Annotated in this window: 24 protein-coding genes and 1 pseudogene; 16 read left to right on the top strand and 9 right to left on the bottom strand. The window is 69.0% G+C overall.

The window, feature by feature from the left end:
- A pseudogene (locus OS124_RS27310) lies at positions 1–453 on the top strand (BapA/Bap/LapF family prefix-like domain-containing protein); the annotation flags it as partial.
- Positions 454–970: 517 nt separating this feature from the next.
- Here the strand turns inward: OS124_RS27310 and OS124_RS0105085 are convergent.
- From OS124_RS0105085 to OS124_RS0105095, 3 genes are read right to left on the bottom strand one after another with little or no spacing between them, the layout of a single operon-like run.
- Positions 971–1,852 carry a DMT family transporter gene (locus OS124_RS0105085; protein WP_010138290.1) on the bottom strand — a complete coding sequence of 294 codons (882 nt, stop codon included), beginning with the start codon at positions 1,850–1,852 and terminating at the stop codon, positions 971–973.
- Position 1,853: 1 nt separating this feature from the next.
- Positions 1,854–4,208, bottom strand: coding sequence for a PIG-L family deacetylase (locus tag OS124_RS0105090; RefSeq protein WP_010138291.1), 2,355 nt, complete (start codon positions 4,206–4,208; stop codon positions 1,854–1,856).
- Between the two features lie 12 nt (positions 4,209–4,220).
- The gene (locus OS124_RS0105095; RefSeq protein ID WP_010138293.1) at positions 4,221–5,459 is read right to left on the bottom strand and encodes an ROK family protein; all 1,239 of its coding nucleotides are present in this window, start codon (positions 5,457–5,459) and stop codon (positions 4,221–4,223) included.
- 242 nt (positions 5,460–5,701) lie between these two features.
- Between OS124_RS0105095 and OS124_RS0105100 the strand changes: the two genes are divergently transcribed.
- The 10 genes from OS124_RS0105100 to OS124_RS0105145 all read left to right on the top strand — a co-directional run bounded on the left by OS124_RS0105100 (position 5,702) and on the right by OS124_RS0105145 (position 15,088).
- Entirely contained in the window at positions 5,702–6,949 is a 1,248-nt protein-coding gene (locus OS124_RS0105100; RefSeq protein WP_010138294.1) for an extracellular solute-binding protein, read from the top strand.
- 27 nt (positions 6,950–6,976) lie between these two features.
- Positions 6,977–7,894, top strand: a complete 918-nt coding sequence (locus tag OS124_RS0105105; RefSeq protein ID WP_050900806.1) for a carbohydrate ABC transporter permease — start codon at positions 6,977–6,979, stop codon at positions 7,892–7,894.
- Positions 7,894–8,754, top strand: coding sequence for a carbohydrate ABC transporter permease (locus tag OS124_RS0105110; protein ID WP_010138296.1), 861 nt, complete (start codon positions 7,894–7,896; stop codon positions 8,752–8,754). Before OS124_RS0105105 ends, OS124_RS0105110 begins: the two co-directional genes overlap by 1 nt.
- Positions 8,755–8,759: 5 nt before the next feature.
- Positions 8,760–10,271: an argininosuccinate lyase gene (argH, locus tag OS124_RS0105115; RefSeq protein WP_010138297.1), complete on the top strand. Its 1,512-nt coding sequence runs from the start codon at positions 8,760–8,762 to the stop codon at positions 10,269–10,271.
- Complete coding sequence (locus tag OS124_RS0105120; RefSeq protein ID WP_010138298.1) at positions 10,271–11,311, top strand: ABC transporter ATP-binding protein; 1,041 nt, start codon at positions 10,271–10,273, stop codon at positions 11,309–11,311. The genes argH and OS124_RS0105120 overlap by 1 nt, the downstream gene beginning before the upstream one ends.
- A gap of 2 nt (positions 11,312–11,313) precedes the next feature.
- Positions 11,314–12,378 carry an ROK family protein gene (locus OS124_RS23740; RefSeq protein WP_168161437.1) on the top strand — a complete coding sequence of 355 codons (1,065 nt, stop codon included), beginning with the start codon at positions 11,314–11,316 and terminating at the stop codon, positions 12,376–12,378.
- Positions 12,375–13,142 (top strand): glucosamine-6-phosphate deaminase, encoded by a 768-nt coding sequence (locus OS124_RS0105130; RefSeq protein WP_010138300.1) that lies wholly within the window; start codon positions 12,375–12,377, stop codon positions 13,140–13,142. The genes OS124_RS23740 and OS124_RS0105130 overlap by 4 nt, the downstream gene beginning before the upstream one ends.
- 175 nt (positions 13,143–13,317) lie before the next feature.
- Positions 13,318–14,271, top strand: a complete 954-nt coding sequence (locus OS124_RS0105135; RefSeq protein ID WP_010138301.1) for a LysR family transcriptional regulator — start codon at positions 13,318–13,320, stop codon at positions 14,269–14,271.
- Positions 14,272–14,409: 138 nt separating this feature from the next.
- Positions 14,410–14,664: a hypothetical protein gene (locus OS124_RS0105140; protein ID WP_010138302.1), complete on the top strand. Its 255-nt coding sequence runs from the start codon at positions 14,410–14,412 to the stop codon at positions 14,662–14,664.
- On the top strand, positions 14,657–15,088 hold the full coding sequence (locus OS124_RS0105145) for a hypothetical protein (protein ID WP_010138303.1): 432 nt from the start codon (positions 14,657–14,659) through the stop codon (positions 15,086–15,088). The genes OS124_RS0105140 and OS124_RS0105145 overlap by 8 nt, the downstream gene beginning before the upstream one ends.
- Positions 15,089–15,538: 450 nt before the next feature.
- Here OS124_RS0105145 and OS124_RS27315 read toward each other — a convergent pair whose 3' ends face one another.
- Positions 15,539–15,676 carry a hypothetical protein gene (locus tag OS124_RS27315; protein ID WP_168161438.1) on the bottom strand — a complete coding sequence of 46 codons (138 nt, stop codon included), beginning with the start codon at positions 15,674–15,676 and terminating at the stop codon, positions 15,539–15,541.
- A 29-nt stretch (positions 15,677–15,705) separates the two neighbouring features.
- On the opposite strand from OS124_RS27315, the gene OS124_RS0105155 reads away from it, so the two are divergent.
- From OS124_RS0105155 to OS124_RS26435, 4 genes are read left to right on the top strand one after another with little or no spacing between them, the layout of a single operon-like run.
- Positions 15,706–16,191, top strand: a complete 486-nt coding sequence (locus OS124_RS0105155; protein WP_029375190.1) for an ABC transporter permease — start codon at positions 15,706–15,708, stop codon at positions 16,189–16,191.
- A gap of 41 nt (positions 16,192–16,232) precedes the next feature.
- Positions 16,233–16,439 (top strand): hypothetical protein, encoded by a 207-nt coding sequence (locus OS124_RS25960; RefSeq protein ID WP_029375191.1) that lies wholly within the window; start codon positions 16,233–16,235, stop codon positions 16,437–16,439.
- A complete protein-coding gene (locus tag OS124_RS27900) occupies positions 16,436–16,816 on the top strand; it encodes an ABC transporter permease subunit (protein ID WP_029375192.1) in 381 nt (126 codons plus the stop codon). Before OS124_RS25960 ends, OS124_RS27900 begins: the two co-directional genes overlap by 4 nt.
- Positions 16,744–17,829: an ATP-binding cassette domain-containing protein gene (locus tag OS124_RS26435; protein WP_237708077.1), complete on the top strand. Its 1,086-nt coding sequence runs from the start codon at positions 16,744–16,746 to the stop codon at positions 17,827–17,829. The genes OS124_RS27900 and OS124_RS26435 overlap by 73 nt, the downstream gene beginning before the upstream one ends.
- Before the next feature lie 66 nt (positions 17,830–17,895).
- Here the strand turns inward: OS124_RS26435 and OS124_RS0105175 are convergent, their stop codons facing one another.
- The 5 genes from OS124_RS0105175 to rocF form a co-directional block, all read right to left on the bottom strand.
- Positions 17,896–18,585 (bottom strand): DUF1028 domain-containing protein, encoded by a 690-nt coding sequence (locus OS124_RS0105175; protein WP_010138305.1) that lies wholly within the window; start codon positions 18,583–18,585, stop codon positions 17,896–17,898.
- Positions 18,586–18,596: 11 nt separating this feature from the next.
- Entirely contained in the window at positions 18,597–19,025 is a 429-nt protein-coding gene (locus OS124_RS0105180; protein WP_010138306.1) for a RidA family protein, read from the bottom strand.
- 61 nt (positions 19,026–19,086) lie between these two features.
- Positions 19,087–20,388, bottom strand: coding sequence for a flavin-containing monooxygenase (locus tag OS124_RS0105185; protein WP_010138307.1), 1,302 nt, complete (start codon positions 20,386–20,388; stop codon positions 19,087–19,089).
- A 267-nt stretch (positions 20,389–20,655) separates the two neighbouring features.
- Positions 20,656–21,714: an ornithine cyclodeaminase gene (locus OS124_RS0105190; RefSeq protein WP_010138309.1), complete on the bottom strand. Its 1,059-nt coding sequence runs from the start codon at positions 21,712–21,714 to the stop codon at positions 20,656–20,658.
- On the bottom strand, positions 21,711–22,631 hold the full coding sequence (gene rocF, locus OS124_RS0105195) for an arginase (protein ID WP_010138310.1): 921 nt from the start codon (positions 22,629–22,631) through the stop codon (positions 21,711–21,713). Before rocF ends, OS124_RS0105190 begins: the two co-directional genes overlap by 4 nt.
- A gap of 116 nt (positions 22,632–22,747) precedes the next feature.
- On the opposite strand from rocF, the gene OS124_RS0105200 reads away from it, so the two are divergent.
- The gene (locus OS124_RS0105200; RefSeq protein WP_010138311.1) at positions 22,748–23,191 is read left to right on the top strand and encodes an Lrp/AsnC family transcriptional regulator; all 444 of its coding nucleotides are present in this window, start codon (positions 22,748–22,750) and stop codon (positions 23,189–23,191) included.
- Positions 23,192–23,274 lie beyond the last annotated feature (83 nt).

The following is a 23,274-nucleotide window of genomic DNA, read 5'->3' on the forward strand; positions in this document are numbered from 1 at the left end:
GGCGATGAGGGCCTGCTGGACGGTGTGCTGGGTGACGAAGGCCTGCTCGGCGGTGTGCTGGGTGGCGATGAGGGCCTGCTGGACGGCGTGTTGGGTGACGAAGGTCTGCTCGGTGGAGTGCTGGGCGGCGATGAGGGCCTGCTGGACGGTGTGCTGGGCCGAGGGGGCACGGTCGACGACCTGCTGGCGAGCCTCGGTGCCGAGGACGGCATCCTGGATCCGGTGCTCGCCGATGGCGGCGTGCTGGGCGAGGTGACCGGCAATTCGGGCATGCTCGGCGAGGTCACCGGCTCGGACGGGCTGGTTGGCGATGTGGCCTCCGATGGCGGTCTGCTGGGCGACGTGACCGGCAATCAGGGTTTGCTGGGTGAGGTGGTCGGCGCCGGCCTGCTCGATGATGGTTCCGCCGGGACGGGTCTTCTCGATGACCTGCTGGGCGGGGGCGAGGTGTGATCGTGTCCCGCGATCATGCCGACGGGGTGGACCTCAGATTGCGCGAGGTCTTCCGACGGTCGCGGGCAGAGTTGCTGCTGCCCGCGTCCCTGGCTTCGATCGTGGTGCTTCTTTCGCGGTTGCGGTCGTAGTGTGACGAGTGCTCAGGGCGCAGGGCCCTGAGGAGGTAACTGAATTGAGGTAGCGTTTCCGTCATGGGCAGGACGGGCGCGTGCAGTGTCCAGGTGCCACCCCCGAAGCGCACCTGGGTAGACCTGACCCTTCGTTCCTGGGTCGGGTCGAAAGACGGGAACACCTTTCGCACCGGTGAACCCGATCGGAGCGGGCCGCGATTAGCCAACAAACCACCCTTCGCGGCCTGCTCCTTTTCCCTGGCTGGATGTCGTCCCGAATACCGATGTCCGAGCCTTTCGCGAAGGGCGCCACGCCGGGATCCGGCTGTCAGGCGTCCTTCGCGTTCCATGACTTTCGACAATTATGAGGTGCCCAGGTTCTTCGGCGGCTCTTTCCCGTCAGGTCAGGTCAGCGGGCGGGGCTTGGGGCTGCGGCTGCTGGCCAGCAGCACGACGAGGATCACGCAGGCCCCCGCCAGCAGATGCCAGCTGGGGCGTTCCGCGAAGAACAGCCAGCCGGCGGAGATGGCGAAGACGATCGACGAATAGGAGAAGGGCGCCAGCCGCGAGGCCTCGGCGGCGCGATAGGCCCGCAGGAAGCAATACTGCCCGGCCTGTGCCAGGACGCCGATGCCCAGAAGCGCGGGCCAGTGCGCGGTCTGGACGGGCTGCCAGGCCAGCGCGGCGGGCAGGGCGGTCAGCAGGGTCAGCCCGGCGGTGTAGAAGAGCATCATCACGGTCGGGGACTCGCTGCGCAGGGCGCGGGTCTGCACCGTGGCCATGGCGCCGAGGCCCAGAGACAGGGTTACCGCGATCAGCCCGGCCAGGGGCAGGGCGGTGCCGCCCGCTCCGGCGAGGTCGGGGCCGACGGCAAGGGCCACCCCGGCAAGGATCCCCGCCGCCGCGATCCAGCGGGCACGGGGCACCTGCTCTCCCAGCAGGGCGATGGCCAGCAGCATGGTGACCACCGGGCGCAGGTACGAGACCGCGTTGACCATCGCCAGGGGCAGTGCGCCGAGGGCGACGAAATTGGCCGTCAGCGCGCCGGCGTTGCACATCACCCGGAAGCCGTTGCGCAGCGGGTCCTGCATGGCGCGCAGCCGGGCGCGGTCGCGCCAGACCAGCGGCAGGATCAGCAGCAGGCCAAGCAGCGAGCGCAGGAAGACCAGCTGCACCGCCGGGTAGTCGGCCCCCATCTTCTTCACCAGAACCGTCATCCCGGTGACAAGTGTCATGTCGCTCAGCAGCCAGGCGACCCCGACCGCCGTTGCGCCCGCGCGGGCCACCTCAGGCGCCGGCGGGCTGGACCAGGTTGGCCAGCAGGCGGAAGGCCCCCGGCACCAGCCGGTCCAGCTGGTGATGCAGCACCAGCCCCGTGTGGGTATGGCGTCCCTTGCCGATGCGCCCGCTGACCAGGCTGCCCAGAAGCGGCGCCTCGCCCGCGTCGGACATCGACAGCAGGGGCTGGTAGCAGGGGGCCCAATCGGCGGCGAAGTAGAGCCCGCGTTCCTTGTCCCAGCCGTCCCAGTCCGCGGGGGTGATCCGGTTGGGGGTGGTCAGCAGCGGGCTTTCGGGCTCCAGCACGGTGACCTCGGCCCGGGGATCGGTGACGCGCCAGCGCAGCGAGGGCGTGCCGATCCGCATCGGTTGCGGCGGGGTCTCGTCGGCCTGCCAGCCCTGGTCGGGGCGCTGGTAGAGCGTCACCAGGTGGCCGCCGGCCTCGACAAAGCGGTGCAGGCGGGCCGTGGCGGCGCGCAGGTCGGCACGGTTGCCGAAGGCGACGACGCCGACCAGCACGGTGGTAAAGGCCGAAAAGTCCTCGTCCGCCGGGATGTCCTCCATCAGCACCACGTCCGCGCCGAGGCGTTGCAGCCAGCTGCCGACGCTGTCACCGCTGCCGATATAGGCGATGCGGGCGCCTTCGGGCAGTGCGAGGTCGAGGCTCAGCACGTCGATCCGGGCCGGGGTGTGCAGCAGGAAGGCGCCGGTGTGGGCATAGGCTCCGCCGCTCTCCGAGAAGGCGGGCGCGCCCTCGATGCGCGGGGTGAAGCTGGCCAGCCCGGGGGTGTCAGCCTCGGGGATGAGCGAGAGCTGGCGGCCCTGTTGGGACAGGCTCCAGCCTGCTGGGGCGTCGATGCTCAGCGCGGTCTCGATGGACAGGGTTGCGCTCAGCGGCCCTGCAGCGCCGAGACGGCGCACGAAGGCGGCGGGACGCGCGGCGACGAGATGGGCCGGCACGATCTGCGGCGCGGGCTCGATGTCGCGCAGCACCGAGACCGGGCGTCCGGCGATCACCGCCGAAATCGACAGATGCGCGCCATTGCCGCCGAGCGCGTCGAAGCCCTCGGTGAAGGGCGAGGGCAGGGCGAGGTCGGCAGGCAGCGGCAGGGCGATTTCGGTCAGGCCCTCCGAGAGGGCGCTGCCGGCCTCGGGGCAGCCGGGCAGCCGGGCACTGACCGAGACCTCCTCGGCCCGCATCGGCACCGTCTGGTGCAGGCTGATCCGGGCCGTTTCGCCAGGCGAGAGGCGGGCCGGGCGGATCGTGGCGACAGGCGTCAGCGATGCCGCTTCGGCCAGGGCATGGGCCAGCTCGCGCTGCTTGCGCTCCAGCCGGTGGCCGTGGGCGGTGGCAAAGTCGGGCGCGGCGGCGGTACGGGCGGCCGCAAGGGCGCTGTCGGCGCGGGCAAGGGCGGGCAGCAGGGCGACGCGGTCGGGGAAGGCGGCGCGGGCGGCCTCGATCGCCTCGGCGGCATCGCGCAGCGGGGCGGCGGCAGGTCCGGAAAGCTCTGCCAGCTCGGAGAGGGTCGCGGGGACGCCTTCGGCCAGGCGGCGCTCGGTCCCGCCGTTGGTCAGGTGCAGCTGCCAGGTACGCTGCGGGCTGTCGGACCAGTGGCCCATCCCCTGCGAGGCATGGCGGCGGCGCGACCACTGGCCGATCTCCTCGTAGGAGACGCCGCGGGCGGGCTCCATGGCATCGGCCTCGATCTGCAGGGTCGCCGGGGGCGGAGGCAGGGTGTCGTCATAGGTGCCGCCGCCGCCGCCCCATGCGGGCAGGTAGGGATGGCTGACCTGCCAGGGGGCCAGGTTGCTGCCGCGCAGGGCGGCGGGATCGGCGGCCAGTGCGACGGCAGCCAGCGCGGCGCGGGTCATGGCGCGGTGATGGCCGTGCTGGCCCGGCACATCGAGGAAGGTGGGCAGGATCACGTCGGGCCGATAGCGGCGATAGGCCAGCGCCAGGCGCTCGGTGATCAGCGCCTCGCCCCAGCGGGAGAAGGTGTCGTCGCCGTCCTTGGAGAAGCCGAAGTCATGCACCGGGTCGGCGGGGCCGAAGCCCAGCCAGGCGACATCGCAGTCCAGCACCCGCGCAGCCTCTTCCATCTCGCGTGAGCGAAGCACGCCCAGCAGGGCGCCGCGTTCCGGGCCGAGGGCGTTCTGGCCGCCCTCGCCACGGGTCGAGCAGGCGATGACCACGCGATGGCCAAGGCCGAAGCGCAGCCAGGCCATCAGCCCGCTATGCTCATCGTCGGGATGGGCGCCGGTGTTCATGACGGTCAGGCAGCCCGCGAGTTGCGACAGGGCGGTGTCGAGGCGCAGCAGCGCCGGCTGTGCCTCGCGCGCGGCGAGGCGGTCTTGGATCGTCATCTCTGTCTCCTGTCAGTCGGGCATCGGGGCCAGGCCGTCCTCGGCCCGGTCCAGCCGGGGCGTTATCGCGTTGAAGAAGGGCAGGGCGGCGGCACCGAGGGCGGCCGAGGCCTGCCCGGTCTGGCCGCGCTGGACCCGTGGCAGCCTCTCGCCGGTGCGGTTCGCGACGGTCGAGGGAATCGCCAGCCTCTCGACCAGCGCATCGAGCACGGCGCCGGGCAGCTTGCCGCCGATGATGACGGTCTGCGGGTCGAAGATGTTCTCGAGGATGCCGATCATCGCCGAGAGATAGGGCGCGGCCGTGGACAGCCAGGCATCCAGCACCGGGCTGCCGTCACGGTGATGTCGGCGGAGGTCCTCAAGCGAGGCGGGCTGACCGGCGGCTTCCAGCATCTCGCGCAGGCTGTACAGCGATGCGAAGCGTTCCAGCGGTGCGGGGCCGGCCGATCCGGGTGCGGCATCGACGGGCGCGACGATGATATGGCCGATCTCTCCGGCATTGCCGAAGGCGCCGCGCAGGGGCTGGTCATCGACGATCGCGCCAAGGCCGGTGCCGGCGCCGAAGTAAATCTGGCAGAAATGCGAGACGTTCTGCCCCTTGCCGAACAGCAACTCTCCGACGGCGGCGGCATTGGCGTCATTGTCGACATAGACCGGCACGCCGCAGCGCTGCGCCAGGTCCTGGGCGACAGAGGTCTCGGTCCAGCCGTGCAGGGTGGTGGGTCCGACCCCGGACATGCCCTCGATGCCGAAGGGGCCGGGCATGACGACGCCGATCCCCATCAGCTGGCCGGGGTAGTCGGCGCGCAGCCGCGCCACGCTCTCGGCCACCATCGACAGGACGGGGCCGGGGGCCATGTCTGGCAATGGCACGTGTTCCTCGTGGCGCAGGTTGCCGCCGATATCCAGCACGGTGACGGTCAGTTCGCTGACTGCGATCTCGAAACCCAGGGTGATCGCCCCGTCGGGGTTCAGCGCATACTGGATCGGCGGCAGGCCGCGCCCGCTGCGCAGGCGCCCGAGGTCGCGCAGCAGCCCCTCGGCCATCAGATCCTCGATGATATTGCCGACCGCCTGGGTCGAGATCTGCGCCAGGTCGGCCATGGCCTTGCGTCCCATCGGCCCGTTGCGGCGCAGCAACTCAAGCAGGACGCGGCGGTTGTGATTGCGGTTGCGCCCGGGATTCTTGCCCATGGCGACGCTGACCGGAGTGCGGGCCTTCGAGGCGTCTGTCTTGCTGGGAGGGGGCACTGTTCTGTCCTTCTTGCTGCCGGAGACCCGATTACGGCGGGTGCCCGACGTCCTGTCAACGCTGGCACGGCGGAATGAATAACTCAAGTGACTTAATTTAGTTGACAGGTCGGGCCGTGATGCTCCAGCCTGCGGGAAGCCGGGGGGGCAGCTTCACGGCGCAGGGCGCGGCAGGCGGCTTCGGCCGGATTGGACAAGCGCGGAAAAAGGGCGGCCGGGCGCCGTCACCAACGGAGGTAAACATGAAATCATCCCTGATCAGGGCCGGCCTGCTCGCCGGCGTCGCGATGTTCGGTGCCAATGCAGCTGCGGCTGATGTCGAGATCGAGTATTGGCAGTACATCTACGAGACCCGCGTCAATGCGATGGACCAGCTCATCGAGAAGTTCGAAGAGCAGAATCCGGGCATCACCGTGAAGCAGGTCACATTCCCCTATGCCGACTACCAGACCCGCGTGATCGCGGCGAACATGGCGGGCAAGGGCCCCGACGTGCTGCAACTCTTCTATGGCTGGACGGACAACTTCGTGAACGGTGGCGTGCTGCAGCCGCTGCCCAAGGACGCCTTCCCGGACGAGATGATCGAGACCGAGTTCTTCCCGATCGTCGGCGCCATGAAGCGCGGTGACGACTACTACGGCCTGCCGACCGCCGTGCGCTCGCTGGCGCTGTTCTACAACAAGGCGCTGTTCGAGAAGGCCGGGATCGAAAATCCGCCGGCCACGCTGGACGAGCTGGTCGAGACCGCCAAGGCGCTGACCGAGACCGATGCGGGCGGCAACTACACCACCGTCGGCATGACCGTCGAGATGGGGGGGCAGGACCACCAGTGGTGGCGCGAAGTTCTGGTGCGCCAGTTCGGCGGTGCGCCCTACAGCGACGATTACTCGGAAGTGACCTATGACGACGCGGCGGGCATCGCCGCCACCAAGTGGTACACCGAGCTGACCACCGAGCATAAGGTCGGTGCCACCGGCTTCATGGACGAGGGCCAGGCGGCCTTCCGCGCCGGTCGTGCCGGGATGACCATCGACGGCACCTTCCGCCTCGGATCGTTCTCGACCATCGAGGACTTCGAATGGGGTGTCGCCGAGCTGCCGGCCAATGCCGACGGGTTGCGCTCGAACTATGCGTCCTACTTCGCCAACGGCCTGGGGGCCGGTGCAGAGGGCGAAGAGCTGGAAGCGGCAGAGAAGTTCCTGACCTACCTGACCTCGCCCGAGGCGATGCAGCTCTGGCTGGAAGTGGTGGGCGAGCTGCCCGCACGTCCCGAGGCCGCGCTGACCGAGGCGAACCTGGCGGATCCGGTCTACGGTCCCTTCCTGGCCGGTCTGGAATACGCCCATACCACGACCTTCTTCGACGAGCAGGCGCAGCGTCAGGTGACCATGGACATGGCCAACCGGGTGTTCCTGCAGGGTCAGTCGGTCGAGGACTCGGTTGCCGAGGCCGCGGCGGATGAACAGGCGATCCTGGATCGCTTCCAGTAAGGTCCGGAAAGCGGAGGGCGGAGCCAGATGGCGTTCGACGATACAACACGAGCGGCCAGGGCGCCGCGCCTCAGCATGCGGACACGCCGCGCACTCTGGGTATGGGCCTTCCTGGCCCTGCCCGTCCTCTTCTACGGGGTCATCCGGTTCTATCCGACCCTCGACGCCTTCCGGCTGTCGCTGACCAACTGGAACCTGATGTCGCCGCCGAAATTCATCGGCCTGCAGAACTACCGCGAGATGTTCGCCTCGCCGGACTTCTGGCAGGTGTTCCGCAACACCTTCGCCTACCTGGTCATCGGCACGCCGATCAGCCTCGTGCTGTCCTTCACGGTGGCCTACTTCCTTGATCGCATCCGCTTCGGCCATGCCTTCCTGCGGGCGCTCTACTTCCTGCCCTACATCACCACCGCCTCGGCGATGGCCTGGGTCTGGCGCTGGTTCTACCAGCCCGCGCCGACGGGGGTGATCAACTCGGTGCTCGGCGCGCTCGGCATCGGCGGCATGGAGTTCCTGCGCTCGACGACCTGGGCACTGCCCTCGATCATGGTGACGGCGATCTGGGCGGGCCTTGGCTTCCAGGTGATCATCTTCATGGCCGGGCTGCGCTCGATCCCGCAGACCTACTACGAGGCGGCGCGGATCGACGGGGTGGGGGATTGGGCCATCCTGCGCAAGATCACCCTGCCGCTGCTGAAGCCGACCACGGTCTTTCTCGTGGTCTTCTCTTCCATCGGCTTCCTGCGCATCTTCGACCAGGTCTACAACATGACCACCAACGACCCCGGCGGCCCCCTGGGCACGACCAAGCCGCTGGTGCTGATGATCTACCAGACCGCATTCAATTCCTACCAGATGGGCGCGGCCGCGGCGCAGACCGTGGTGCTGTTCACCATCCTGCTGCTGATCTCGCTGCTGCAGCTCTGGATCCTGAGGACCCGCTGATGGCTGCCGCTGACACCACCACCCCGACCACCGGCCTTCCGATGCCGAGGATCCGCCCGGCGCGCATCCTGCTCTGGACCGTCCTGTTCATCGGCGGCATGCTGATGATCACGCCGATCCTGTTCATGTTCTCGACCTCGCTGAAGACCGCGGGGCAGATCTACGACCTGCGCCTGATCCCGGCCGAGCCGACCTTCGCCAACTACATCAAGGTGCTTTCGGAAGGCGAGTTCTTCCGCTGGTTCCTCAACTCCAGCCTGGTGGCGATCTGCGTCACCCTGTCGAACTGCTTCTTCGACAGCCTCGTGGGCTATACCCTGGCCAAGTTCCGCTTCCGCGGCCGCCAGTTCGTCTTCATCGCGATCCTCTCGACCCTGATGATCCCGACCGAGATGCTGGTGATCCCCTGGTATCTCATGGCGGCCGACTTCGGCTGGCTGGACACCTACTGGGGCATCATGTTCCCCGGCATGATGACCGCCTTCGGCACCTTCCTGATGAAGCAGTTCTTCGAGACCGTGCCCGATGACTTCATCGAGGCGGCGCGCATCGACGGGCTGAACGAATTCACCATCTGGTGGCGCATCGCGATGCCGCTGGTGACCCCGGCGCTTTCGGCACTGGCGATCTTCACCTTCCTTGGCAACTGGACGGCCTTCTTCTGGCCGCTGATCTCGATCACCTCCAGCGAGCTCTACACCCTGCCCGTGGGCCTGACCTCCTTCGCGGTCGAGCAGTCGATCCAGTGGGAGATGATCATGACCGGCGCCGCGCTGGCGACGATCCCGACCCTGATCGTCTTCCTGCTGCTGCAACGCTACATCGTCCGCGGCGTCATGCTGGCGGGCCTGAAAGGATGACCGGCATGACGACCGATCCCTCCCGCTCCGACACCTCGGTCTTTCCCGATCCGGTCTACAAGGAGACGGTGCTGGCGCCGCTCTTCGATCACGCCAAGGACGACCACGCCGAAGGGTTCCGCCGCATCGACCGGGCGCACCTGGTGATGCTGGAACGCACCGGCATCCTGCCCCGGGACGTGGCCGGACAGATCGCCCGCGCGCTGGTCGAGATCGACGCCGGGATCGACCCCGAGGGGCTGGTCTACACCGGCGAGGTCGAGGACTACTTCTTCCTCCGCGAGGCCGAGCTGAAGACGCGCGTCGGGCCCGATACCGGCGGGCGGCTGCATACCGCGCGCTCGCGCAACGACATCGACCACACGCTGTTCAAGATGGCCCTCAAGGGGCGCATCGACGCCCTGCTGGGCGAGGGGCGGGCGCTGCTGGCGGCGCTGACCGACACGGCCGAGCGTGAGGCGGAAACGCTGATCGTCGCCTATACCCACGGCCAGCCGGCCCAGCCGACCACCTTCGGCCACTACCTCGGCGCGGCGATCGAGGTGCTGATCCGCGACCTCGAACGGCTTGAGGCGGCGCGCGAGGCCTGCGACCTCTGTTCCATGGGGGCGGCGGCGATCACCACCTCGGGCTTCCCGCTGGACCGCGCGCTGGTGGCCGACCTGCTGGGTTTCGCGGCGCCGCAGCGCAACTCCTACTCCTGCATCGCGGCGGTGGATTACACCACGGCGACCTACGGCGCGGTCGAACTGCTGTTCCTCCACCTCGGGCGGCTGGTGCAGGACCTGCAGGTCTGGTCCAGCTTCGAGGTGGCGCAGATCTACGTGCCCAATGCCTTCGTGCAGATCTCCTCGATCATGCCGCAGAAGCGCAACCCGGTGCCGATCGAGCACATGCGTCACCTCGCCTCGCAAGCCGTCGGCAAGGCGCGCATGATGAAGGACATCATGCACAACACACCCTTCACCGACATGAACGACAGCGAGGGCGAGAGCCAGTCCGCGGGCTACGGCGCCTTCGAGACCGGCAGCCGGGTGCTGCGCCTGCTGGCCGCCCTGGTGCCCAGCCTCGCGATCAACGGCGACCGGGTCGCGGCCAATATCGACCGCGCCTGCATCACCATCACCGAGCTGGCCGACACCCTCGTGCGGCGCGAGGGCCTGTCCTTCCGCCAGGCGCATGAGATCGCCGCCGACACCGCCCGCGCGGTGGTCGCGGCAGGCACCAGCCTGGCCGAGGGCGGTTTCGAGCCTTTCTCGCAGGCTTTCCAGTCCCATGCCGGGCGCGCCAGCGCGCTCGATGCCCAGACCTTCCGCGAGATCGTCTCGCCGGAATATTTCGTCGCCGTGCGCGACCGGTTCGGCGGGCCGGCCCCCGCCGCCATGGCCGAGGCCCTCGCCAGCTACCGCGAGGCGCTCTCGGGTTTCACCGCACGGGCCGAGGCGCTTCAGGCGCAGGACACCCGCGCCGCCGCTGCGCTTGAGGCGGCATTCAACGATCTGACGGAGGCGCGCTGATGGCGACGATTCAGCTCAACAAGCTCACCAAGGCTTACGGCAAGGCAGAGGTGATCCACGGCATCGACCTCGACATTCCCGACGGCGAATTCGTCGTCTTCGTCGGCCCCTCGGGCTGCGGCAAGTCGACGACGCTGCGGATGATCGCCGGGCTGGAAGAGGTCTCGGGCGGGGATATCACCATCGGCGGGCGCCGGGTGAACGAGGTCGACCCCAAGCAGCGCGACATCGCCATGGTGTTCCAGAACTACGCCATCTACCCGCACATGAGCGTGCGCCAGAACATCGCCTTCGGCCTCTACACCTCGAAGCTGCCGAAAGAGGAGAAGGCCAGTCGCGTCGAGGCCGCCGCCGAGACCCTCGGCCTGACCGCGCTGCTGGAGCGCCGGCCCTCGGCCCTGTCCGGCGGGCAGCGCCAGCGCGTTGCCATCGGCCGCGCCATGGTGCGCAACCCCGCCGCCTTCCTCTTCGACGAGCCGCTGTCGAACCTCGACGCGCAGCTGCGCGCCCAGATGCGGATCGAGATCAAGGCCCTGCACCAGCGCCTCGGCACCACCATCGCCTATGTGACCCACGACCAGGTCGAGGCGATGACCATGGCCGACCGCATCGTGGTGATGCGCGACGGTCATATCCTGCAGGCCGCCCCGCCGATGGAGATCTACGACAATCCCGTCGACATCTTCACCGCGCGCTTCATCGGCACCCCCTCGATGAACGTCTTCCCCGCGCAGCAGTCCGGCGGCGTGGTGACGCTTGCCGAGGCGGCGCCCACGGTCATGGCCGGCGTACGGCCGCAGGATCTGAAGGTGGCAGAGCCGGGCATCGCCCCGGCGGTGGCGCTGGAAGGGCTGGTGACGGTGACAGAGCCCCTGGGCCACGAGACCCTGGTGCATTTCACCGCGCAGGGGCATGACTTCATCGCCACGGCCCCCGGTCACTTCGGTGCCCTTCCGGGCCAGACGGTGCGTGCCGAGGCGGCAGCGGGCACGGTGCACCTCTTCGATCCGAAAACCGAGAAGGCGGTAGGTCGGGCGTGACGGTGACCGAGCTTTCCCCGACATCGCCACTGGATCTGCCGGCCGAGGCGCGCCATGCGCTGGCCGGGCTGCTGCGCGGCACGCTGCGCTCTGCGCCCCTGCTCTCGGGCACCGGCTGGGTCACCGCCGAAGGGGCGCTTGATCCGCGCGCCTGCTGTCTTTTCGGGGCGGATGTCGGCGGCACCAAGGTGCAGTCGGTACTGACCGATCTCGACGGGCAGGTGCTGGCCGAGACCCGTGACGCCACGCCCGAGGCGGGCGGCGATGCAGTGCTCGACGTGATCCATGGCCACCTCCAGGGCCTCTCGGCCGGGCGCGGTGTCGGGGCGGCGGGCATCGGTCTGCCCGGCGCCCTCGACCCGGTCAGCGGCGTGCTCGACCGCGCTCCGAACCTGCGCGGTCTCGATGGCCAGCCGATGCCGGCGCTGTTCTCGGCGCGCCTGGGCCTGCCGGTGGCGGTCGAGAATGACGTCAACCTCGCGGCGCTCGGCGAAAGCTGGCTGGGCCATGGCGCGGGGTCGTCGCGGGCCCGCGACGCCGGGTTGGCCTTCATCGCGCTCGGCACCGGCATCGGCATGGGGCTGGCCTTCGGTGACCGGCTGCTGCGCGGCGCCAGCGGTGCGGCGGGCGAGATCGCCTGCCTGCCCATCGGAGGCGATCCCTTCAGCGCCGAGGCCCGTCGCCTCGGCACACTGGAAAGCGTGGTCGCGGGGCAGGTGCTGGTCGAGGACTACAAGGCCCGTGGCGGCGCCCGCGACGGCAGCCTGCGCGAACTCAGTCGGGCCGGTGTCGCGGATCCGGTTCTGGACGAGACCCTGGGCGTGCTGGCCGAGCGGCTGGCGCTGGCGGTTCTGTCGGTGGGGGCCGTACTGGACCCGGCACTGGTGGTGTTCGGCGGCGGCATCGGCTCTCGCCCCGAAATCCTGGCGCGGGTCGGGGCGGCGCTGGAGCGTCTGGGCGCCCCGGCCCCCGAGCTGCGCATCAGCCTGCTGGGCAACCGCGCCGGGGCCATCGGGGCCGTGCGCGCCGCCCGGCTGGCCCTTGCTGATGCGCTGGAGCGCGCATGAGCCCCGCAGCCGCCACCGGGCCCACCCTGCATCGCCCCGCGCTGGTCGTGCTGGACAGTCCCGAGGCCGTGGCGACGGCGGTCGCCGCGCGCCTGCTGCGCCACCTCGCCACCGAGCCCCGACCGGTGCTTGGGCTGGCCACGGGGCGCACCCCGCTGGCGGTTTATGACCGCCTCGCGGCGGCCCATGGCACCGGCACCAGCTTCGCGGCGGTGCAGAGCTTCAACCTCGATGAATACGTCGGCCTCGGCGCTTCTGATCCGGCCTCCTTCGCGCACTACATGCAGCGGCATTTCTTCGACCGGGTGGACATCGCGGCTGGGCAGGGGCGGGTGCCGGACGGCACCGGCGATCCCGCCACCGTGGCGCGCGACTACGAGGCCGCCATCGCCAAGGCCGGAGGGATCGGCCTGCAATTGCTGGGCATCGGCACCAACGGCCACATCGGCTTCAACGAACCGGGCTCGGCCTTCGACAGCCGCACCCGCCTGGTCACCCTGGCAGAGAGCACCCGGCAGGCCAATGCGCCCGACTTTCCGCGTGGCACCGAGGTGCCACGCGAGGCGATCACCATGGGCATCGGCACGATCCTCGAAGCGCGCCAGATCCTTCTGGTCGCCACCGGCGCCGCCAAGGCCGAGGCGCTGCATGCGGCATTCCATGCGGCGCCCGACCCCGACTGCCCGGCCTCGGCGCTTCAGCTGCATCCCCGTGTCGAGGTGATCTGCGATTGCGCGGCGGGGCGCCGGCTCTGGTCCGCCTGACCGGCGCCGACGGAGCGGCAAGCGGGGCGCCGTTGCTCCCGGCGCGCGCTCTGGGGCGCGGGGGCAGGACGGATAAGGGGTGCCGGAACGGTGGAAAGAGGGTAGGCCGATCACCGCGCCCGGGCGCAAGCGCCCCGGCCGTGCTAGAGTGGTTCGACCAGCAAGAGGCCCCGTCATGCGTTTCACCCTGCGCCAGATCGAGTATTTCATCGCCACGGCGGAATGCGGGTCGATCACGCTGGCCTCGGAGCGGATCAACATCTCGCAGCCCTCGATCTCGACCGCGATCTCGCAGCTCGAGGCGGAACTGGGGGCCCAGCTGTTCCTGCGCCGCCACGCCCAGGGCCTGTCTCTGACCCCGGTGGGCCGCGAGACCCTGGCCGAGGCGAAGAAGCTGCTGGACCAGGCGCAGGGGCTCTACCTGCGCGTCTCAGAGGCGACGGGAATGGTGCAGGGCAACCTGTCGCTTGGCTGCCTGGTGACCTTCGCGCCCATGGTGCTGCCGCAGGTCGCGCACAGCTTCGGCGCCGACTATCCCAATGCCCGCGTGTTGCCCGAGGTGGCCGACCACGAGGTGCTGCTGTCGAAGATCGAGCGGGCCGAGCTGGACGTGGCGCTGACCTACGACCTGCAGGTGCCCGATGGCTTCGCGTTCACCCCGCTGGCAGAGCTGCCCCCCTATGCCATGGTCGCCCAGACCGACCCGTTGGCGGAACAGACGGCGGTGACGCTGGAGGAACTGGCCGAGCACAACCTGATCCTGCTCGACCTTCCGCTGTCGCGCGATTATTTCATGGGTCTCTTCGCCCGCGCCGGGCTGACGCCGAAGATCACCGGGCGGCTGAAGCAGCAAGACGTGATCCGCACCATGGTGGCCAACAACTTCGGCTATACCATCGCCAACATCCGCCCCCGTGCCTCGGCGGCGCTGGACGGGCGCCCGGTGCACAAGCTGCGCATCGCCGGGGAGCAGATGCCGATGCGCCTCGGCCTGCTGCGCATCGCCGGGCAAGAGCCGACGCGGCTGGTCAGCACCTTCATGGAGCATTGCGCCAGCATGATCTCGAACAGCTACATCCCCGGGATGGAGCCGCCGGTCATGGTGCCGAAACGGGTTGATCGAAGCTAGAGGCCATCCAGCTTCGCCTTTGTCTAACCGGCGGATCGCAAAATCGTATTTCCGCTTCCGCCGGGCGTCCGGATACATGCCGCCCGAAATCCCCTCGCAGGACTGCCCCCTCTGGCACCCCATGCCGAAGCCTTCCCCGTGACCCAGTGCCCTGATCATCCCGACCAGAGCAGCCCCGAAGCCATCCTTGCGCAGCTGAGCGCGCAGGAAAAGACGGACCTGCTATCGGGCAACAAGGTCGTCGCCGGTGAAACGCTGATGGTCCGCGACATGGTCGGGGCCTTCCACGACAGCTTCGCCGAGGAATTCCGCCACCAATCAGACCTCGACCAACGATCCCGAGCCGATCCCGCGGTAAAAGAAGGCGATCGACACCGACACCAAGATGTTTGACGTCGCCCTGATGACGCCTGAGCACATGCTGCGCATCCGCCAGTATGGCGACCAGTACATGCCGCCGACCCAGATCGAGGCCCCCGAGGGTGGTGAGTTCACCCCCCAGTACCTTCGAGCCCGATTTCACCGGCGTGTCGATAGACGCCCCGGCCATGGGCTACCGCACCGAGGTCGAGGGGCCGATCAGGGCCCGAAAAGCTGGGCAGACTTCTGGGATGTCGAACGTCAGGCCGCTTACACCGCCGTGCTGGCCTGCGGCCCGCCCAACATGAAGGCCCATGACGTCATCTTTGAGGAAAAGGCCGCCGTGCTGCCGACCACCCTTGAGGACATCTCGGGCCTGGCCCTGCTGGGCGCCGACCACTGGGCCGAGAGCCAGGACGCGCTGACCCAGCGTTTCGAACAGTGGATCCTGAGCTGATCTGATCCACAGGGGTGTCTCCCGCCCCTGCCTGCGCACAGCCGCCCCCGCCGGCTGTGCTTCTTTCAAGCCCTGCGCGGGGCGGCCCCTTGCCGGGCATTGCCCGCCAGTCCCTGCCCGAGGACGCCCCGCGCGTCCTGCGAACCAGCCAGGCCGCCACGTCCGATACCACCGCCGCCTCTGCGACCCCCTCCGGGTCCCGCGCTCCGCGCCGCTGGCTTGGTCGCCCGGATAAGACGCTCTGGCGTCGTCCCCGGGGCTGATCTACCTAGTGGCGTTGCCGATCCTACCGGCTCGGGCGCTGATCCTGTTGTCCTTCCGTGATCTCGCCAGTGGCGCCTGCGACCTGTCGGTCTACCGCGAGATGTTCTCGGCCGGGGGCTACGTGAAGACGCTTATCAACACCTTCGTCATCTCGCTGCAGGTGACGCTTGTCTGCATCGCCGCGGGCTATCCCATCGCAGTCTGGCTTTCCGCGATGCCCGAGCGCAGGCGGCGGATGGCCATGTGGCTGGTGGGGCTGCCCTCCTGGGTCAGCCCGCTGCTGAAGAACTTCGCCTGGATCGTGCTGCTGGCGCACAAGGGCATCGTGGCGCAGTTGCCTCAACGGCATGGGAATGGAGGGCGGCCCGGACCTGCTCCATGGCCGGGGCGCGGTGGCCTTCGGCATGGCCCATGCCATGTTGCCGATCACCATCCTGCCCATGCTGCCGACGATGATATCCATCGACCGCCCCCTGCAACCGGCGGCCATGACCATGGGCGCGAGCCGGGGCCAGGATTTCTGGCGCATCTTCGTGCCGCTCTCGATGCCCGGTGTCACCGCGGCCGGCCTGCTGGTCTTCGTCATGGGGCTGGGCTTCTTCATCACCCCGGCGCTGCTCGGCTCACCGCGCGAGACGGTAATCGGCCGGACCCTGATCCCCCAGGTGCAAAAGCTGTTCCATATGCGCCTTGCCGGTGCGCTGGCCACCCTGCTGCCGGTGGTCACGCTGCGGACCATCGCGCTCTGTGACCGGATCTTCGGCATGTCCTCGGTTTCGGGCGAGGGGGCGGCAAGTCGCACCATGGCCGCCTCTCGGCGCGCCTCGGCAACGGGCTGATCGCGCTCTGTGCGGCGCTGACAGACGCCGCGGCCCGGCTGGTGCCCGCAGCGCTCAGCCGTTGGCCCCTGTCGATCTTCGTCTGGCTGGTCCTGGTCTTCCTGGTCGTGCCGGTGACCACCTTCCTGCCGATGGCCTTCAGATCGGCCTCCTTCCTCGAGTTCCCGCCCACCTCCTTCTCGCTGAAGTGGTTCGAGGCCTACCTGAACTCGCCCAGCGGACCGGCGCGACGATCCGCCCGGCGGTGATCGCGCTGGCGGTCGGCCTGATGGCGACGCTGCTGGCCACACTGTTGGCCGCGGCCGCAGCCTACGGCACGGCGCGCTCGTGGCTGAACCGCCTTGTCTTCCTGCCGCCGATGATCGTGCCCAACATCGTGATCGCCGTGGCGCTGTTCTGCGTCTTCGCCCAGCCATGCCTGATCGCAACCAACCTCGGCATCGCCCTCGGGCATACGCTGACCGCGCTGCCCATCATCTTCGTCATCCTGCTGACCACCTTCCGCGTCATGGACTGGCGCCTGCCGCGGGCCGCCGCGACCCTGGGCGCCTCGTGCTGGCAGCAGGTGCGGCTGATCCTGCCGCTGCTGGTCAAGGGCGGCACTATCACCAAGGCGAGCTGCTGAGCCTGCCGGGTCCCTCGGGGACGGGCAAGACGACGCCTCTTCAGCTGATAGCCGGCCTGACCGAGCCGACCTCGGGGCAGGTGATGATCGACGGCACCGACCAGACCTTCGCCCCCGTCAACAAGCGCGGCATCGGCGTGGTCTGGCAGACCGACGCCCTGTTTCCGCACATGACCGTGGCCGAGACCGTCGCCTTCCCACTGAAGATTCGCGGCATGGCGGCGGGACAGATCGCACCCAGGGTGGAAAAGGGGCTCGAGACCGTGGGTCTCGAACACGCGCTTGAACGCTTCCCGGTCCAGCTTTCCGGCGGTCAGCAGCCGCGTGTCGCCCTGGCCCGCTGCCTGGTCCACGATCCCTCGATCATCCTGATGGACGAGCCGCCCGGCGCGCTGGATCCCAAGCTGCGCGAGATCATGCAGATCGAGATGAAGCGCATCCACCGCGAGACCGGCGCCACGATCATCTTCGTCACCCATGACCAGAAAGAGGCGCTGGCCCTGTCGGACCGCACCTGCCTGATGTCCGACGGCAAGATCGCCCGGATCAACACGCCCCGGAAGATCTACGCCAAACCGCAAAGCCTGTTCGTGGCGGACGTCATCGGCCGGCCGTCCGATCATGAAGGGGCGGGGCAAGACCTTGGCCATTCATGGCGGCGATGGGCTGGGCGGCATCGGCCTGCGACCGGCCTCGCGGCCGCCCGAGGCGCTGCATGCGGCGCAGGCCATCCTCGAGGCCGTGCGCGCCACCGGCGCGCTATCACGATCCCTGCCTGCAGGAACCCGGCGGGAGTGGCCTGGCTGCTGCAGCCTTCGCTCGTCGAGAGCACGGCGGCCCATGGTTCGATCACCTGCGGCGCGGGTGCGACGGCGGGGCAGAGCATTGCTGCCGTCAGCGGTCGTCACCTCGACGGGCGCAGACCCAATGCACAGGTGCTGACCGGTCTCGACCAGCCGGGCGTCGAGGCGTTGTTCCTCGCCTCGATGCGAAAGCTCGACGCGGCGCTCTGATCGCGGGCTTCACCAAATGAAAAAGCCGGGCGATGGCCCGGCTTTCCTCGTTTCGGCAGGGTCGGTTCACTCGTCCCCCGGCACCCCGTAGGAGGGTGCCTCGCGCGGGTCCAGCGCCCGCTGCACATAGGCGTCGAGCTGGGGCTTGTAGACCTGCCAGGCGGTGGCGATGGCCTCGATCGGGCAGTCCTCGGTCCAGTCGCAGCGCAGGTCGGCGACCGGCCAGGCGACCTTGTCGACCAGCATCATGCCCGCCGAATGCACCGGCCCGGCCTCGCCCCCGGCGGCGAGACCCGCCCGCATGGCCGCGATCAGCCGGTCGCCCAGGTGGCCTTCGGCCTGTTCGAACCCCGCGACGATGGCGGCGGGCACCCCGTCATTGGCCAGCATGTTCCCGGCCGAGACCACGTCGCGGCCATGGGCCTCGGTGAAGATCCCGAGGGAGTTGGGCCCCGAGTGGATCGCCGTGCGGCCCCCGGTGTCGATGGCCAGCACCTGGCGGTACTCGATGAACCGGCCACGGGCCTGCACCTCCGCCACGGCTTCGGCGGCAGACAGGCCTTCCTGCATCGGGCCCCCCTGCATCAGGTCCAGCGCCAGCGGGCCCAGCGTGGGGTCGGTGACATTCTGCGAGGCGACGGCGCCCACTCCGGCCCGCGCATAGGCGCAGCGGGCCGCAACGGCGGGCGAAGAGGACGAGACCGCGACACCGAACATGCTGGTGTGCGCACAGCGGGCGACGAGAGAGAAGGTCATGGCGCGCCGCCTCAGGCCGGGGTGTAATCGGCGGGGATGACGGCGGTGGCCTCGATCTCGACCAGCCAGTCGGGGCGGGCCAGTGCGGTGACGACCAGCCCGGTCGAGACCGGGTGCACGCCCTTGATGTATTCGCCCATGGTCCGGTAGACCGCCTCGCGGTTGCGCACGTCGGTCAGGAAGACCTGCACACGGCAGACATGCTCCATCGCGCCGCCGCACTCTTCCATCAGCTGCCGGATGTTCTGCATCACCTTGTGGGTCTGCTCGACCGGGTCGTGGCTGTCGATGTTCTTGGCGTCGTCCAGGTTCTGCGGGCACTGGCCGCGCAGGAAGACCATCTTGCCCTCGGCGACGACGGCCTGACAGAGGTCGTTGTCGAGGTTCTGCTCGGGGTAGGTTTCGCGGGTGTTGAACTTGCGGATGCGGGTATGTGCCATTGCGGCCTCCGGTAGCTGCGCAAGGGCGATCTTGTGGATCACCGTCGCGGGGAAAGGAAAATCAGGTGGTCGCCTTGGCGACGGGCGCCATAGCAGGGCGCGTTGCCGTGGCGCGGGCCTCGGCGTCGTATTCCATGTACTTGGCCTGGGTGGTGATCTGGTCGGCCACGTGCTTGGCATCGTGCCAGACCCCCCAGATGAAGCTGGAGCCGCGCCGCGACTGCCAGGGCAGGCCGAGGAAGAAGATCCCCGGTTCGCGCCCGACGCCGCGCTGATGGATGGGGCGGCCCTTCTCGTCGAAGCAGTCGGCCTTGATCCACGAGTAGTCTGCGCCGAAGCCGGTGGCCCAGATGATCGTGGTGATGCCGGCCTCGGCAAGGTCCAGCGACAGGAGCGGTTCGGTGACGCAGGCGGGCAGTGCGCCGAGGCGGTGCGCCTCGGGTTCCTCAGGCAGGTCCAGCCCGTTGGCCGCGACATAGGCATCGGCGGCGCGCAGCAGGTTGAGGTAGTTCCGGTCGCCGCCCTCGATATTGCGGCGCAGGTCGCCGGCAAAGGTCAGGGCGCCATCGGCATAGCTCTCGGTCCGGCCCAGCAGGGTGATGCCCTGGGCGGCGAGGCTGCGGAAGTCGATGGTCTCGCCGCCCCGGGCGCCGCTGACGGCGATGGTGACATGTTCGGTGCCCGGTGCCGGGCTCTCCATGTTCCACAGGCCCAGCACGCCCAGCCACCAGACGAAATCGCGGCCGCGATAGGCGCGCGGAGGGCGGTCATGAGGGCCGACCGACAGGAAGACCTTGCGGCCCGCGCGGTTCAGCTCATCCGCGATCTGCACGCCGGAGGAGCCGGCGCCGACCACCAGCACGCCGCCCTCGGGCAGGTCCTGCGGGTTGCGGTACTGGCTGGAGTGGATCTGGGTCAGGCCGCTGTCGGCAGGCACTACCGGCGGAATGACGGGGGTCTGGAAGGGGCCGGTCGCAGCGACCACGTTCAGCGCCTCGATGGGGCCTTGCGAGGTCTCGATACGGAAGCCCTGCCGCCCCTCGAGCCGCTCGACAGAGGTGACCTCGACGCCGGTGCGGATCGGTGCCTGCAGCATCTCGGCATAGTCGCACAGGTACTGGGCAACGCCGTCCTTGCCGACGAAGGCGTCGGGGTCGGCCTTGAACTCCATCCCCGGGAAGCGGTCATGCCAGGCGGGGCCATTGGCGACCAGCGAATCCCAGCGTTGCGTGCGCCAGCCCTCGGCGATCCGCGAGCGTTCCAGCACCAGGTGAGAGACGCCGGCCCGACCCAGGTGCTCGCTCATCGCGATGCCGGCCTGTCCGGCCCCGACAACAAGGGTGTCTACACGTTCGATCGTCATCTCGGCAGTCCTTTCTCTGGCCGGGCGGAGACCGCTTCGGCTGGGTTGCCTTCAGTTCTAGCCGAACCAGATCTTAGGGAAAATTATGCAATTGCTAGCCATTGGTTCGGGAAATCCTATGAAGCGGACTGCGTCAGGTAAACCACCCCGGCGCGGGTTGCGGGGGCTGGGCGGCCGACAAGAGGCGCCAGCACCACGGGAAAGGCGACCCCCGGGGGGGCCGCCTTCCTGTGTCCTGCCGATGTGCCCTTGTCGGTACCTTTGGGATCAGGCGCTGCGGGCCACGGGCGCGGCGCGCAGCAGCATCCCGAAGAGGTCACGCGGCTCGTCCGGGTCGGCCAGCAGATCGAGATCCTGGTAGAACCCATGCGCGCCCAGCTTGTCGCGGACGTAGCGCAGGGCCGAGAAATCCTCGGTCGCGAAGCCGACGCTGTCGAACAGGGTGACCTGGCGGGCATCGCTGCGGCCCGCGATCTCTCCGCTCAGCACCTGCCAGAGCTCCTTGACCGGGTAATCCGCGTCAAGCTGCTGGATCTCGCCCTCGATGCGGGTCTGGGGCGGGTATTCCACGAAGATCTCCGAGCGCAGCAGGATATCGCGGTGCAGCTCGGTCTTGCCGGGGCAGTCGCCGCCGACCGCGTTGATATGCACCCCGGCGCCGACCATGTTGTCCGAAAGGATCGTGGCGTACTGCTTGTCCGCCGTGGCGGTGGTGATGATATCGGCGCCCTCGACGGCCTCTTCGGCCGAGGTGCAGGGCGTGATGTCGAAGCCGAAGCGGGCGAGGTTGGCGGCGCAGCGCGCCGTGGCGGCGGGGTCGATGTCGTAGAGGCGCAGCCGGTCCACCCCCAGCACGGCGCGGAAGGCCATGGCCTGGAACTCGCTTTGCGCGCCATTGCCGATCAGAGCCATGCAGCGCGCATCGGGCCGGGCCAGCGCCCCGGCGGCGACGGCCGAGGTCGCGGCGGTGCGCAGGGCGGTCAGGATGGTCATTTCCGACAGCAGCAGCGGATAGCCGGTGTCCACATCCGAGAGCATCCCGAAGGCGGTCACGGTCTGGCGGCCCTCCTTCATGTTCTTGGGGTGGCCGTTGACGTACTTGAAGCCGTAGAGCGTGCCATCCGAGGTTGGCATCAGCTCGATCACCCCCTCGGGCGAATGGGCGGCGACGCGGGGCGTCTTGTCGAACAGCGGCCAGCGACGGAAGTCCTCGGCGACATAGTCGGCCAGCTCCTGCAGGAAGGGTTCGATCCCGACCGCGTGGACCAGCCGCATCATGTTGTCGACATCGACGAAGGGCACGAGGTTGAGGGAAGGGGTGGTCATGCGAAACTCCTGGTCCGGCGGTCCATGATGCGCTCGCCCATCAGGCTTGCGGTGAGATCGACCAGCAGGTGCGCGGTGCGGCCCCGCTCGTCGAGGAAGGGGTTCAGCTCGACCAGGTCGAGGGAGGAGACGAGGCCCGAGTCGTGCAGCATCTCCATCACCAGATGCGCCTCGCGGAACGAGGCGCCGCCGGGGACGGTGGTGCCGACAGCCGGGGCGATGGCGGGATCGAGGAAATCGACGTCCAGGCTGACATGCAGTCGCCCGCCCGCTGCCGCGACCCGGGCGAGGAAGGCGCGCAGCAGGGGCGCCATGCCGACCTCGTCGATCTCGCGCATATCGTGGATCTGCACCGGCGCTTCGGAGAGGGCCCGGCGCTCGGCAGGATCGACGCTGCGGATGCCCATCATGCAGATGTTTTCGGGCGGGACCGCGGCGGGCAGCGGCGGGAAGGCGTCAAAGCCCGGCCGGCCACTGAAATAGGCGACCGGGGTGCCGTGCAGGTTGCCGCTTTCGGTGCTGGCGAGGTCGTGGAAATCCGTATGGGCATCGAGCCAGAGCACGAAAAGGGGCTGGCCCTCGTCCGCCGCCCGCCGCGCGATGCCGCTGACCGTCCCGGCAGAGAGCGCATGATCGCCGCCCATGAAGATCGGCACGGCGTCGGCGCTTTCGCGATAGGCGCTGTCGGCCAGGGTCTCGACCCATGCGGCGACCTCGGGCAGGGCGCGCAGGGCGGGGTTGGGGTGGCTGACGGCGGGCGCCGGGCGCGGCGCCAGGTTGCCCGCGTCGCGCACATTGTGGCCCAGGCGTTCCAGCGCGGGCGCCAGCCCCGCGCAGCGCAGCGCCGAGGGGCCCATCTCGCAGCCCGGCTGTGCCGCGCCGTCCTGCTGGGGTATGCCGATCAGGGTGAAGTGCATCCGGGGTCTCCTTTCAGCGCAGGAGAGCCCGGTGAGATGGCAGAGTGAACCCGGATCATTGGCAATTTGCGCGGGGTTTTGTAGCATTTCGACAGAAACAATTGACGGAATGGCAGATGGATCCCCTGGACCGGCAGCTCATCACCCTGCTCAGGCACAACGGACGGCGCAGCGTCTCGGACCTTGCCGCCGAGATCGGCGTCTCGCGCGCCACGGTGCGCAACCGGATCGAGCGGCTGGAGGCGGGGGGAGAGATCCTTGGTTACACCGTGATCCTGCGCGCCGACACGGTGGCCCAACCGGTGCGCGGGCTGATGATGATCAAGGTCGAGGGGCGGGCGGCGGATCGCGTCGTGGTCCGGCTCTCGGCGCTGCCCGAGGTGCAGGAGGTACATACGACCAACGGCCAGTGGGATCTGGTCGCGGAACTGGGCACCGAGACGCTGAGCGCACTGGACGACGTGCTGCGCCGGATCCGCGAGATCCCCGGCATCCTGGGCAGCGAGACCAACCTGCTGCTGGCCACCCCGCGCAGCACCCGGGCGAAGCTGACGGGCTAGCAGAACGTGCCGCCCCCAGGGGCACGGTGGGACCGGGAGGCTGTCAGCCTGCCAGAGGGGGACATGAAAAGGTCGGCCCCGAA

The organism is Oceanicola sp. S124 (assembly GCF_000220565.1).
Classification (GTDB): domain Bacteria; phylum Pseudomonadota; class Alphaproteobacteria; order Rhodobacterales; family Rhodobacteraceae; genus Pseudooceanicola.

Bases quoted from the DNA above. Each gene is read 5' to 3' on its own strand.
- OS124_RS27315 (WP_168161438.1), bottom strand. From the start codon at position 15,676: ATGCCCTTGTGCGCCAGCAGCACGATCCAGGCGAAGTTCTTCAGCAGC.
- OS124_RS0105130 (WP_010138300.1), top strand. From the start codon at position 12,375: ATGAGCCCCGCAGCCGCCACCGGGCCCACCCTGCATCGCCCCGCGCTG.
- OS124_RS0105180 (WP_010138306.1), bottom strand. From the start codon at position 19,025: ATGGCACATACCCGCATCCGCAAGTTCAACACCCGCGAAACCTACCCC.
- OS124_RS0105200 (WP_010138311.1), top strand. From the start codon at position 22,748: ATGGATCCCCTGGACCGGCAGCTCATCACCCTGCTCAGGCACAACGGA.
- argH (WP_010138297.1), top strand. From the start codon at position 8,760: ATGACGACCGATCCCTCCCGCTCCGACACCTCGGTCTTTCCCGATCCG.
- OS124_RS0105100 (WP_010138294.1), top strand. From the start codon at position 5,702: ATGAAATCATCCCTGATCAGGGCCGGCCTGCTCGCCGGCGTCGCGATG.
- rocF (WP_010138310.1), bottom strand. From the start codon at position 22,631: ATGCACTTCACCCTGATCGGCATACCCCAGCAGGACGGCGCGGCACAG.
- OS124_RS0105145 (WP_010138303.1), top strand. From the start codon at position 14,657: ATGTTTGACGTCGCCCTGATGACGCCTGAGCACATGCTGCGCATCCGC.
- OS124_RS0105190 (WP_010138309.1), bottom strand. From the start codon at position 21,714: ATGACCACCCCTTCCCTCAACCTCGTGCCCTTCGTCGATGTCGACAAC.
- OS124_RS0105175 (WP_010138305.1), bottom strand. From the start codon at position 18,585: ATGACCTTCTCTCTCGTCGCCCGCTGTGCGCACACCAGCATGTTCGGT.
- OS124_RS0105155 (WP_029375190.1), top strand. From the start codon at position 15,706: ATGGAGGGCGGCCCGGACCTGCTCCATGGCCGGGGCGCGGTGGCCTTC.
- OS124_RS0105110 (WP_010138296.1), top strand. From the start codon at position 7,894: ATGGCTGCCGCTGACACCACCACCCCGACCACCGGCCTTCCGATGCCG.
- OS124_RS0105185 (WP_010138307.1), bottom strand. From the start codon at position 20,388: ATGACGATCGAACGTGTAGACACCCTTGTTGTCGGGGCCGGACAGGCC.
- OS124_RS0105120 (WP_010138298.1), top strand. From the start codon at position 10,271: ATGGCGACGATTCAGCTCAACAAGCTCACCAAGGCTTACGGCAAGGCA.
- OS124_RS0105105 (WP_050900806.1), top strand. From the start codon at position 6,977: ATGGCGTTCGACGATACAACACGAGCGGCCAGGGCGCCGCGCCTCAGC.
- OS124_RS0105090 (WP_010138291.1), bottom strand. From the start codon at position 4,208: ATGACGATCCAAGACCGCCTCGCCGCGCGCGAGGCACAGCCGGCGCTG.
- OS124_RS0105135 (WP_010138301.1), top strand. From the start codon at position 13,318: ATGCGTTTCACCCTGCGCCAGATCGAGTATTTCATCGCCACGGCGGAA.